The sequence below is a fragment of the Acidovorax sp. SRI_002 genome (assembly GCF_057586455.1).
In genome coordinates, this window is the sequence record NZ_JBYCZW010000002.1 from 350,428 (window position 1) to 362,531 (window position 12,104).

At 53.9% G+C, this 12,104-nt stretch carries 9 protein-coding genes; 8 read left to right on the forward strand and 1 reads right to left on the reverse strand.

Annotation, left to right across the window (positions count from 1 at the left end):
- Positions 1-30: 30 nt before the first annotated feature.
- Positions 31-2,424, reverse strand: a complete 2,394-nt coding sequence (locus AC2YJX_RS06510) for a penicillin-binding protein 1A (protein WP_055399278.1) — start codon at positions 2,422-2,424, stop codon at positions 31-33.
- Between the two features lie 268 nt (positions 2,425-2,692).
- Here AC2YJX_RS06510 and AC2YJX_RS06515 point away from each other — a divergent pair, with 268 nt between their 5' ends.
- From AC2YJX_RS06515 to AC2YJX_RS06550, 8 genes are all read left to right on the forward strand, one after another.
- Positions 2,693-3,772, forward strand: a complete 1,080-nt coding sequence (locus AC2YJX_RS06515; RefSeq protein ID WP_055399276.1) for a pilus assembly protein PilM — start codon at positions 2,693-2,695, stop codon at positions 3,770-3,772.
- Positions 3,769-4,377 (forward strand): PilN domain-containing protein, encoded by a 609-nt coding sequence (locus AC2YJX_RS06520; RefSeq protein WP_121422416.1) that lies wholly within the window; start codon positions 3,769-3,771, stop codon positions 4,375-4,377. Before AC2YJX_RS06515 ends, AC2YJX_RS06520 begins: the two co-directional genes overlap by 4 nt.
- Positions 4,378-4,379: 2 nt before the next feature.
- Positions 4,380-5,060, forward strand: a complete 681-nt coding sequence (locus AC2YJX_RS06525) for a type IV pilus inner membrane component PilO (RefSeq protein ID WP_487255594.1) — start codon at positions 4,380-4,382, stop codon at positions 5,058-5,060.
- A complete protein-coding gene (locus tag AC2YJX_RS06530) occupies positions 5,057-5,599 on the forward strand; it encodes a pilus assembly protein PilP (protein WP_487255595.1) in 543 nt (180 codons plus the stop codon). Before AC2YJX_RS06525 ends, AC2YJX_RS06530 begins: the two co-directional genes overlap by 4 nt.
- Positions 5,596-7,737: a type IV pilus secretin PilQ gene (locus AC2YJX_RS06535; RefSeq protein ID WP_487255596.1), complete on the forward strand. Its 2,142-nt coding sequence runs from the start codon at positions 5,596-5,598 to the stop codon at positions 7,735-7,737. The genes AC2YJX_RS06530 and AC2YJX_RS06535 overlap by 4 nt, the downstream gene beginning before the upstream one ends.
- A 25-nt stretch (positions 7,738-7,762) precedes the next feature.
- Positions 7,763-9,289, forward strand: a complete 1,527-nt coding sequence (locus AC2YJX_RS06540; RefSeq protein WP_487255597.1) for a putative Ig domain-containing protein — start codon at positions 7,763-7,765, stop codon at positions 9,287-9,289.
- Positions 9,290-9,703: 414 nt separating this feature from the next.
- On the forward strand, positions 9,704-10,807 hold the full coding sequence (aroB, locus tag AC2YJX_RS06545; RefSeq protein WP_487255598.1) for a 3-dehydroquinate synthase: 1,104 nt from the start codon (positions 9,704-9,706) through the stop codon (positions 10,805-10,807).
- Between the two features lie 74 nt (positions 10,808-10,881).
- The gene (locus AC2YJX_RS06550) at positions 10,882-12,051 is read left to right on the forward strand and encodes a deoxyguanosinetriphosphate triphosphohydrolase (RefSeq protein WP_228898903.1); all 1,170 of its coding nucleotides are present in this window, start codon (positions 10,882-10,884) and stop codon (positions 12,049-12,051) included.
- Positions 12,052-12,104 lie beyond the last annotated feature (53 nt).

Genomic DNA, 12,104 nt, shown 5'->3' on the forward strand with positions numbered 1-12,104 from the left:
AGGTAGATGGAAGAGCGTTCGCAAACACCATCAGTTGCGGAACAGGTCCAGGATGCGGTTTCGCTCTTCGGTGGGCGGTGGCGCTTGTGGAGCCACAGCGGGTGATGCGGATCGGTCATCGAGACCCACACTTGGGATACCGCTGTTGCGCGCGTACTCGTCGTAGAACCATTCCCCGCCTACATTGACCACGCCAGCGGGCACTGTGGGCTCCATGACGGGGACACCCTTGAGTGCACGTTCCATGAAATTGATCCATACCGGCAGGCTGAGGCCGCCCCCTGTTTCGCGGCTTCCCAGGTTACGCGGCGTGTCGTAGCCAATCCAGGTCACTGCAGCGATCGTGGGTTGGTATCCGGCAAACCATGCGTCCACAGAATCGTTGGTGGTCCCGGTTTTTCCGTAGAGGTCTGGCCGCTTCAGCGTGGCTTGCGCCCGCGCTGCGGTACCGGAGCGCGTGACCTCTTGCAGCAGGCTGTTCATCACGAAGGCGTTGCGGGCGTCAATGGCACGCGGTTGTTCGCTGGTGACCGGCGGAGTCGTTTCAGAGATGACACGGCCCTTGTGGTCGGTGACCTTGGTGATCAGCCAGGGGTTCACGCGGTATCCGCCGTTGGCAAACACGGAATAGGCCGTAGCCATTTGCAGGGGGGTGACGGAGCCCGCGCCCAATGCCATGGTGAGGTAGGCCGGGTGCTTTTCAGCATCGAAGCCAAAGCGGGATACCCACTCCTGCGCGGTCTTCGGCCCCACGGCCTGCAAGATGCGGATCGAGATCATGTTCTTGGACTTGGCCAGTCCCGTGCGCATGCTCATGGGGCCGTCGTACTTGCCATCGTAGTTCTTGGGCTCCCATGGTTGGCCACCGGTCACCCCTGCATCAAAGAACAGAGGGGCGTCGTTGATGACCGTTGCGGGCGTGAACCCTTTCTCCAGTGCCGCAGAGTAGATGAAGGGTTTGAAGCTCGACCCGGGTTGGCGCCATGCCTGTGCGGCGTGGTTGAACTTGTTCTTGTCGAAATCAAATCCGCCGACCAGCGCCCGGATGGCTCCAGTGCGCGGGTCCAATGCCACCAAGGCTCCTTCGACTTCGGGAAGCTGTGTAATTTCCCAGGCGTTCTTGGGTGTTTTCACCACCCGGATCACTGCTCCACGGCGGATCTTGATGTTGGGCGCGGCCTTGTCACTCAGGCCGGACTGTGCGGGCTTCAGTCCATCGCCGGTGATTTCCAGTGTGTCGCCGTTCGCGCGGGCTGCAACAATTTTGCGCGGCGAGGCCTCCAGAACCACTGCAGAAAGGACGTCGCCGTTGTCCGGGTGGTTGGCCAGCGCGTCGTCAATGGCGTCTTCCACCTCCTGGGCCGCCGTCGGCAACACCACGAACTTTTCCGGTCCTCGGTACTGCTGGCGCCGCTCGTAGTCCATGATGCCTCGGCGCAGCGCCGCGTACGCAGCCTCTTGTTCCGCAGCGTTAAGTGTCGTGTAGACGTTGAGTCCGCGTGTGTAGGCCTCGTTGCCATACTGCGTGAAGATCAGCTGGCGCGCCATCTCGGCCACGTACTCTGCATGAATCCGGGTACTGTCCGGGCCGGTACGGATCTTGAGTTCTTCTTTCTTGGCATCTGTCGCCTGCTCGGCGGTGATGAAGCCGTTTTCCTCCATGCGCTCAATGATGTAAAGCTGCCTGGAGCGAGCCCGCTTGGGGTTGCTGATGGGGTTGTACGCAGAGGGCGCTTTGGGCAGACCTGCAAGCATGGCCGCCTCAGCCACGGACACCGATTTCAGGGGCTTGCCAAAATAGGCTTCTGACGCCGCAGCGAATCCATAGGCACGATTGCCCAAATAAATCTGATTCATGTAAATCTCAAGAATCTGATCTTTGGTCAGTAAATGCTCGAGTTTGAATGTCAGTAAGATTTCGTAAATTTTGCGTGTAAATGTTTTCTCTGACGAGAGGTAAACATTCCGCGCCACCTGCATTGTGATAGTGGAGGCACCCTGACTTTTTACCCGGCCAAGATTAGCCAAGGCTGCGCGAATTACGCCTTTGTAGTCAACGCCGCCATGCTGGAAGAAGCGGGCATCTTCAATGGCCAATACCGCGTCCTTCATGACTTTGGGGATTTCACCAATGGGGGTGAGGTTGCGGCGCTCCTCGCCGAATTCGCCCAGCAAAGCGCCTTCGGCTGAGTAAACGCGCAAAGGCAACTTGGGGCGATAGTCAGCGAGATCAGAGATGTCCGGCAGGTTCGGATAGGCCACCGCCAGCGCCACTGCAATGGTCAGAGCCAATCCCACGGCGGCGGCAGTCGCCAGGCCCACCATCCAAAGAGTGGCGCGCACCAGCCAACGGAGCCAAGTGGGGCGGGTGGGAGCGGAAGGAGAGTCCTGCTTGTCAGAGGACTTCGATGAAGAGGGCGGCATATCGCTCCGGAGGGGTAAGACGGCCCATTATAAAAATGTCCGCTGCACCCCACTGAAAATCACAATGCCCGGCCCGTGCCCGTCTGCCCAAAGGTGCGTCATCGTTGCCAAACGGTGTTGCAAGGGCGGCTAAATTCGTCTGCTTTTGGCAACGCTCCGCAAGTGTTACGCGGGGAAAAATCTTTGCTGGAGAACTATCTTACTGATAGCATTCATGTGAAGTGTTAAGTTTTGTTGCCTCATTTTGGCAAGTTACAGGGGACCAATCTTGAGCTCAATGGGGTCTTTGTTCAGTCGCCAGTCTCCGCCGCTGCTGGGAATCGACATCAGTTCCTCCAGTGTCAAACTGGTGGAGCTTGGGCGCGATAAGGCAGGCGGCTTGGTTCTGGAGCGTTGCGCGATCGAACCGCTGGAGCGTGGCTGGATCACGGATGGCAACATCGAAAAATTCGACGAAGTTGCGGACGCACTGCGCCGCCTGGTCAAAAAAAGTGGAACGCGCACGAAGAACGTCGCCTTGGCACTGCCGCCATCGGCCGTCATCACCAAGAAGATTACGCTGCCAGGGGGCATGACAGAACAAGAGCTTGAGGTTCAAGTCGAGTCGGAGGCCAATCAGTACATTCCTTTCTCGCTCGACGAAGTGAGTTTGGACTTCTGCGTCATCGGCCCCAGCAAAAATGCGCCGGGGGACGTCGATGTTCTCATTGCCGCATCTCGGCGAGAGAAGGTCCAAGACCGCCAAGGTTTGGCAGAGGCTGCAGGCCTCAAGCCGGTGGTGGTGGACATTGAATCCCATGCCTCCCGATTGGCTGCGGGGCGTCTCATTGAGGCCTTGCCCAAGAAAGGCGTCGACGCAATGGTTGCTCTTTTTGAGGTGGGAGCACTTACCACCAGCATGCAGGTTATCCGCAACGAAGAAGTTCTTTATGACCGGGACCAAGCTTTTGGAGGAGCGCAGCTGACCCAATTGATCGTCCGTCAATACGGTTTCTCAGTGGAAGAGGCGGAAAGTAAAAAGCGAAATGGTGACCTCCCAGAAGACTATCAATCGGCTGTGCTGCGGCCGTTTGTAGACAGCATGGCCCAAGAGATTGGGCGAGCTTTGCAGTTTTTCTTCACCAGTACACCCCATAACCGTGTTGATCACATCATGCTTGCAGGTGGCTCAGCGCCACTGCCAGGCCTGACAGAGGCTGTTACCCAGCAGACCGGCTTTGCGTGCAGCGCAGTCAATCCTTTTGACGGTATGGAAATCGGAAGTTCCGTTCGTTTGAAAAAAATGGTGCGTGAGGCGCCGTCCTATCTGACCTCGTGCGGTCTGGCCATGCGGAGGTTCCTGCAGTGATTCTGATCAATTTACTTCCGCACCGGGAAGCTGCGCGCAAACGTCGGAAGGAAGCCTTTCAGGCGACGATGTTCGCATCATTTCTGATTGGTCTGGCAATCGCTGGGGCAGTGTATTGGTGGTTTCAAATGATGATCACCGCACAGCAAGAGCGAAATGCTTTTCTTCAGAGTGAAATTAAGGTCCTTGAAGAACAAATCAAGGAAATTGCCACCATAGAAGACGAAATTGCGGCTTTGCGGGCTAGGCAGAAGGCTGTGGAAGATCTTCAGTCAGATCGAAATCTCCCTGTTCACTTGCTCAATGAACTCGTGCGTCAGATACCAGAAGGCGCGTATGTGACAAGCATTAAGCAAACTGAGCAAGTAATCGCTATGCAAGGGGTTGCCCAATCCAACGAGCGTGTTTCTGAGATGCTTCGGAATTTGACCGATAACACTCCTTGGCTGTCAAAGCCGGAATTGGTGGAAATTGTGGCGAGCAATATTGCTTTGTCGTCCAGAGACCAGCGGCGAGTGTCCACGTTCAATTTGCGCTTCCGTCTGATGCGTACTGGTGAAGCGCAAAAAGCCAAAGACTCGGCTAGCGCCGCGATTGGGAAATAAACATGGCAAAAAAATCAAAAAAAGATATTGATTTCTCTGCCTTGCAGGAAAATATTTCTCGGCAGTTTCGGAATTTGGATCCCAAAGACCCCTCTTTGTGGCCAGTAGCTCCAAAGATTCTGCTATGTCTCTTTATTTCTATTGCAGTGGCTGCCGTTCTCTGGTTTGCCAAGATCAATGAGTATGAAGTCGAACTTGAAACCGAGATCGCTAAAGAGCAAACCCTACGCCAAGATTATCAAGCAAAATTGATTAAAGCTGTGAGTTTGGAGGCTTTAAAGCGTCAACGAGAACAGGTCCAGCAGTACGTGATTCAGCTGGAAAAACAACTGCCCAGCAAGGCCGAGATGGCAGCGTTGCTCTCTGATATCAATCAGGCTGGGCTTGGAAGAAGTTTGCAGTTTGATTTGTTCCGGCCAGGGCAAGTGGTGGTTAAAGAGTATTATGCTGAATTGCCTATTCAAGTTCGTGTCACTGGAAAATATCACGACATGGGATCATTTGCATCTGATATTGCGCATCTGTCGCGAATTGTTACTTTGAACGATATTTCCATTGCCCCACTAGGGAAGGAAAAAGATGGGGCTACGTTAACTATGGAGGCCACAGCCCGTACGTTCAGGTACCTTGATCCTGAGGAGATTCAGGCTCAAAAGCAGGTGGCGAAGGGCGAAAAAAAATGACGTCACATAGACTGATTCCATTAATGGTGATTGCTCTTGGCTTACCCGGTTGTGGTTCTTCAGGTGATGACGAATTGCGTCAGTGGATGTCGGAGTTGCGGGCAACAACCAAACCTAAAGTTACCCCTTTAACTGAGCCCAAGCAATTTTTACCTCAAACTTATGCGATGGATTCAGGAATCGAACCGTTTAATTCGATAAAGCTCACACAGGCGTTGAGACGAGAGTCTACCCAGTCTGCCTCTAACGCAGCTTTAATTGCTCCAGAGATGGCCAGACGAAAGGAGCCTCTAGAGTCGTATCCGTTGGATGTAATGGCAATGGTAGGCAGTCTTGATAAAAAAGGTGCGCCGACCGCACTATTAAAAGTTGATAGGTTACTTTATCAAGTGCGAGTTGGAAACTATATTGGGCAAAACTACGGGCGAATAATAAAAATTACTGAGAATTCGATTCAGTTGCGCGAAATTGTTCAGGATGCGACTGGTGATTGGATTGAACGTGCGGCCTCCCTCGATCTGCAAGAGGACAAAAAATGAAATATCTGAAAATTTATCCGTCAAAGATTTGTCAAATTGCAGTGGGATTCACATTTGCTGTATTGACGCCTATTAGCGTGTTTGCGCAGGTGGTGGTTCAATCTGTAGTGGGGAGTGTGCAGAACGGTGTAGATGTGGTTCGGATTGATTTTTCTGAACCACTAAAGACCGTGCCCGCTGGATTTTCCATCCAATCGCCTCCTCGCATTGCCTTGGACTTTCCGGATGCATCTAATGCAACCGGAAAAAATGTTTTTGAAGTGAATCAGGGCAACGTTAAGTCGGTCAATGTGGTGCAGGCTGGTGACCGGTCCAGAATTGTCCTGAATCTTAAGCAATCCACCTCCTACCAGGCTGAAATTCAAGGGAAATCACTACTGATTTCTTTGGGTACGGTGCAGTCTGCCACTTCAGCAACTCAGGCAGTGTCTGCGCCAGTGTTTGCTGATCCTGCAAATTCTGATATTCAGACGCTGAAAGATGTTGACTTCAGACGAGGCGCGGATGGCTCTGGGCGTGTGGTGGTGATGCTTCCTTCAAGCCAAGTGGGCGTTGATATTCGTCAACAGGGAAAAGGCTTGGTGGTGGATTTTCTCAAGTCTTCATTGCCGGAAGGGTTGCGTCGGCGTTTGGATGTGGGTGATTTTGGCACGCCAGTGCAAGCTATTACCACCGTTCAGCAAGGTGAGCGGGTCCGCATGACCATCGATCCTGTTGGTGAATGGGAGCATAGCGCGTATCAAAGTGATAGCCAATTTGTGGTTGAAATCCGTCAGAAGAAGATCGACCTGAACAAGCTAACACAAGGCCCTGGATATAGCGGAGAGAAGCTATCGCTGAATTTTCAAAATATTGAGGTTCGATCACTTCTGCAAGTTATTGCTGATTTTACCAATTTCAATATTGTGACCTCGGATACGGTCACTGGTTCGCTGACATTGCGTCTCAAAGATGTGCCTTGGGATCAAGCGCTTCAAATCATAATGGAGGCCAAAGGCTTGGGGATGCGGAAATCTGGCACTGTGTTGTGGATTGCACCTAAAGATGAAATTGATGACAGGACGAAGAAAGACTACGAGGCTGCGTTAGCTATTCAAAAGCTGGAGCCGCTTCGAACGCAAGCGTTCCAAATGAATTATGCAAAAGCGGTTGATATGGTCGCTCAACTGACGGCCACGAGCGGTGGTGCATCTGGGGCTACCTCAAATAGATTCCTGTCGGAGCGAGGTAGCGCTATTGCGGAACCCAGAACTAATCAGCTTTTTGTGACTGACACCGCAAGTAAACTGGAAGAAGTGCGTCAGTTGCTTTCGACCCTGGATGTCGCTGTTCGGCAAGTGATGATTGAAGCGAGAATTGTTGAGGCATCTGATACTTTTGGGCGCTCTTTGGGCGTTCGATTGGGTGGGACGGACTTGCGTGCTAATCGTGGTGGTACTGGTGGATATAATATCGGCGGTGGGAACAGCATGGCGTTCGGTACTAGTTATAACAATGCGGTAGCTTCGTCTGGCGCTGGTGGAGCTACTAATACTTCGGGTACTTTTGTTAACCTTCCTGCGAGCGCTCAAGGTGGATTCGATCCGGCTAGTTTCGCCATATCAATTTTTAACTCAGCCGCCAATCGATTCTTGAATCTTGAAATATCTGCGATGGAAGCAGACGGCAAAGGCAAGATTGTGTCTAGCCCTCGTGTCGTGACAGCTGATCAAACCAAAGCATCCATCGAACAAGGAACTGAGTTTCCATACCCTGTTACAGCTCCTAATGGTGGAACGGTTATCGCGTTTAAGAAGGCGGTTTTGAAATTGGAGGTCCTGCCTCAAATAACTCCAGAGGGTAATATCATCTTGGATCTTGATGTAAATAAAGATAGTCCAGGTGAAATTCTTCAGAATGTACGGGCTATTAACACCAAGCACATCAAAACTCAGGTGTTGGTTGAAAATGGTGGTACGGTCGTAATTGGTGGGATTTTTGAATTATTCGAGGATGATGCTGAGGCAAAGGTTCCATTTTTGGGTGACATTCCCGGCGTTGGTAATTTATTTAAAACAAAAACTAAGCAAGCCAACAAGCAGGAAATGTTGATTTTTATTACTCCAAAAGTTCTTACCGAGCGTGCTGCAATTCGCTGAATTTAATCTTTGAATAGGAATATAAATGTTGAAATTTATCAAATTTGTACCACTTGCACTGGGGGCTGCACTTGCGGCTTGTGGTGGCGGCGGGGGGAATCCGGGTCAAACGGATGAAAATTATGCTATCACTTTGCGTGCGGAGAAAACTACTCTGCCTGTCAATGTTGGAAATTATCCTGTCGGTATTGGAGTCTATGCGCCGTTCACGACGGTTTTGTACGTGAATGCCACAAAGGGTTCTTCTCCAATTCCTGGTGGCGAGAATATCTTTGGATGTAACACCGACTACGGGCTGAGCTCCGGTCCCCTCTATTATTTAGATGGCGATAGCGAGCATGAAGATGACGACGGTAACCCGCTCGCATTCCGCAGCATTACATTGGACGCCAACTCGGGTGGGGCGTCGTTCCATTTTCACGCTGGAAATCAAGCAGGTACCGCAACTATTACTTGCTCGGTCACAGACCCCCGGTCGGGGCGGGTGGAGAGAGCTAGCATCAATATTTCTGTAGGCTCGGGCGCTGCGACCGGGAAGGCCGCAAGTCTGCGCGTCATTGCTGCGACTCCAGAGTACGTGAGCCAAAGATTCCTGGGTACCAAGTCCAATCCAAATGGGTTGATCAATCAAGTTGGTATTCAAGCGTTTGTTCTCGACGATGGCAACCAACCTATGCCAGATTCTGCTGGTGCCAAAGTCCAAGCGAGAATCATGGCGGGTACAGACGCAGCCAATGGCGCCCGATTGGTTTCGGGCAACCAGTCGGGTAGCATTTTGCAGCTGCCGTCTACTGGAGGTGTTGCGTTGTTCAGCTTGCTGAGTGGTGAAGAAACTGGTCCTATATTTGTCGAATTCACGGCAGATCGTTTCGACAACAACGTTGCGAACGGAATTCAGGATCCTATTGTGTCCATCGACGTATTCTCCGTGATCGCGGCTGTGACAGATCCACTGACCCTCGCTGATGCCGATCTAGGGACAGTGACCAAGGGTGTGCCATTCACCTCACTGCTGGCTGCGAGCGGCGGTTTGCCGCCATTCACGTGGTCCGCTACCGGTTTGCCCGCAGGCTTGTCAATCAATTCCAGTACCGGAATGATCAGTGGAACTGTAAGCAGCTCCGCTGAAGAGCGTGATTACCGTGCGACCGTTACTGTCGTCGACAGGAACAAGATCGTTGACACTGCGGTCCTAAAGCTCAAGGTGGTGGGCGGATTGCCTGAAGACTTCGCGATTGGCGATTGCAACTCCGATACGGTGTGTTCGTTGGGCTCTGCGCCTGTCGGTGCGAACTTTACGTATTCCTTCGTGGCATCTGTCAGCGATGTGACCTGGAGTTTCACCAGCCTGCCTTCATGGCTGACCAGTGGTACCACAAGCACGGCGGGTGTTTTGAACGGCGTGCCTAAAGTGGCGAACTGCGGACAGCAGCGGTTCCTGGTGACCGCAACGAAGGGAGCCGCGAAAGTGACACGGACATTCAGCATCACCGTAGTGAGTGCAAGCACTATTCCGCCCGGAGGAGATCCTCTCGCTTACATCTGCCCCTGATCGAGTGTAGTCAGCCTCATGCTCAGAAGGCTTTTCGCAACGCCTTCTGAGCAATGATGACACTAAACCCCTGGTATATCCTGGGGTTTTTTTTTGAGAAATTGGCTTGTTGATCCCTGTTTTTCTTGGGCGTAGCTGCCGACGAGGGTCAGCGTTGCTGTACATCGCTCGAGAGGGATGCATTGACGGTTAGACCCTTGGGGTAAGGGAGAATGGCGCGCACTGAGTCGGTAGACCTCAATTTCCTGGGCCAAGACCCTATGCGATTCGTGTGCGTTAGCTGTCTAGCTACCCACTGCGTAGTCCGCCCGATAGCAGGGACCAACCTGGCCCATATGCGAAGTTCATTGAGATAAAAACGGATCCAGGGCTGTGATGTTTCACAGTCTTTCAACCAAACTGCAACAATATTCCATGTCCCAGATTGATCAAGCCGTCACCATTGAGCTGGCTGAGCGTAGCTATCGCATACTGATCGGAGATGGCCTTTTGGCCGACGCGGCGTCCTACGCCGGTTTGCCTCGCGCGAGCACGGCGTTGATTGTGAGTAACACCACGGTCGCGCCTTTGTTTGCAGATGCTTTGCGGAAAGCACTTGCGGGCCGTTATGCGCAGATTCATGAGTTGCACCTGCCTGACGGAGAAGAGCATAAGAATTGGCAGACTTTGCAGCTCATTTTCGACTCGCTGCTGTCCAACACGTGTGATCGGAAGACAACCGTTTTTGCGCTAGGAGGGGGAGTCGTCGGTGACATGACAGGCTTTGCTGCGGCCAGTTACATGCGGGGAGTGCCTTTTGTGCAAGTACCTACCACGCTACTGGCCCAGGTGGATTCTTCTGTGGGTGGCAAGACGGCGATCAACCATCCACTCGGTAAGAACATGATTGGTGCGTTCTACCAGCCGCAGTTGGTGGTGTGTGACCTGGCAGTGCTTGACACTTTGCCCCCACGTGAGTTCAGCGCTGGTCTCGCGGAGGTCATCAAGTACGGACCCATTTCGGACATGGCCTTTTTCGATTGGCTGGAGCTGAACATGGATGTGCTGTTGGCGCATGACCGAGAGGCCCTGGCGCACGCTGTGCGGCGCAGTTGCGAGATCAAGGCCTGGGTTGTCGGCCAAGATGAAAAAGAGACGGGCCTTCGTGCCATCCTCAATTTTGGCCATACCTTTGGGCACGCCATTGAAGCTGGCATGGGTTATGGCGTGTGGCTGCATGGTGAGGGCGTTGGTGCCGGCATGGTGATGGCGGCAGAGCTTTCTCGCAGGCTTGGCTTGGTGGACGGCGAGTTTGTGGCCCGCCTGAATCTGCTGATCCAGCGCGCGGGGTTGCCCACCAAGGGGCCCATTCTGGATGCCGCAGACAATGCCGGCCGTTATTTGGAACTGATGCGCATTGATAAGAAATCTGAAGCCGGTGAGATCCGATTTGTCGTGATCGATGGCCCGGGCAAGGCGGCAGTGCGCGCTGCACCGGACAGCCTGGTGCGCGAAGTGATTGATGCCTGCTGTGCCTAGAAGGTGCTTGTCACCAATTGCTATAAATAATATAGCCATTTGCGCTTTATAGATAAGCGCTGGGCGCAATTTTGATTCCGATCTCTGACCTAGCCCCGTACGCCTGCCACCCTGCTGCGACCAGGGGGCGGCGCTACCCCGAAACACCGGCACCCACACGGACCGAATACCAGCGTGATCGGGACCGGATCGTGCACTCCACTGCATTTCGGCGATTGGTCTACAAGACGCAGGTCTTTCTCAACCATGAAGGGGACCTGTTTCGCACACGCCTGACGCACTCGCTGGAGGTCGCCCAATTGGGGCGGTCCATCGCTCGCTCCTTGCGCATCAACGAAGACCTGGTGGAAGCGATCTCGTTGGCCCACGATCTTGGGCACACGCCGTTTGGACATGCCGGCCAGGATGCGCTGCATGGGTGCATGGCGGAGCACGGGGGCTTTGAGCACAACCTGCAGAGTTTGCGGGTGGTGGACAAGCTGGAGGAGCGTTATCCACAGTACGACGGACTGAACTTGACCTTCGAGACGCGTGAAGGCGTGCTCAAGCACTGTTCCAGGCAACACGCACAGCAGCTGGAGCGGGAAGAGCCCGGTGGCGTCGGTGCAAGGTTTTTGCGCCGGGAGCAGCCCAGCCTGGAGGCGCAGCTGTGCAACTTAGCCGATGAAATCGCCTACAACGCGCACGACATCGATGACGGCGTGCGCTCTGGGCTGATCACGCTGGCGCAATTGCAGGACGTGCCCTTGTTCGACCAGTACCGCGCTGCGGCCCAGGCCGAGTACCCGGATCTTGTGCAGCCGCTGCTGCAACGGCGCCTGTTGTTTGAAGCCATACGGCGCATGCTCAGCGCGCAGGTTTATGACGTGATTGATGCCACGCAGGCAGCACTGGCCAGGCACGCGCCCACTGATGTGCAGGCTGTGCGCCAATCGCCGTCGCTCGTGATGTTTGGCGATGCCATGCGTGCGCGCTCGCTGGAACTCAAGCAGTTCCTCTTCAAAAACCTGTACCGCCATCCACGCGTCATGGAGACCACGGGACGTGCGCAGGAGGTCGTGCGCGACCTGTTTGCAGCGTACACGGCCTCCCCCCAAGAAATGAAGGCGGCGTTTGCCGAGCAGGCCTCTGTGGACTGCGGCCCGCTGCGGGCAAGGGCTGTGGCGGATTTCATTGCGGGCATGACAGACCGGTTTGCAGCGCGGGAGCATGAGCGCCTGACGGGGCGGCGGCTTTTCGACTAGCGGCTGTGGGGGTGGGCAGGGCGCCCGGTAAAATCAACCCCGCACTTCTTCGC

Bases quoted from the DNA above. Each gene is read 5' to 3' on its own strand.
- aroB (WP_487255598.1), top strand. From the start codon at position 9,704: ATGTCCCAGATTGATCAAGCCGTCACCATTGAGCTGGCTGAGCGTAGC.
- AC2YJX_RS06540 (WP_487255597.1), top strand. From the start codon at position 7,763: ATGTTGAAATTTATCAAATTTGTACCACTTGCACTGGGGGCTGCACTT.
- AC2YJX_RS06535 (WP_487255596.1), top strand. From the start codon at position 5,596: ATGAAATATCTGAAAATTTATCCGTCAAAGATTTGTCAAATTGCAGTG.
- AC2YJX_RS06525 (WP_487255594.1), top strand. From the start codon at position 4,380: ATGGCAAAAAAATCAAAAAAAGATATTGATTTCTCTGCCTTGCAGGAA.
- AC2YJX_RS06530 (WP_487255595.1), top strand. From the start codon at position 5,057: ATGACGTCACATAGACTGATTCCATTAATGGTGATTGCTCTTGGCTTA.
- AC2YJX_RS06510 (WP_055399278.1), bottom strand. From the start codon at position 2,424: ATGCCGCCCTCTTCATCGAAGTCCTCTGACAAGCAGGACTCTCCTTCC.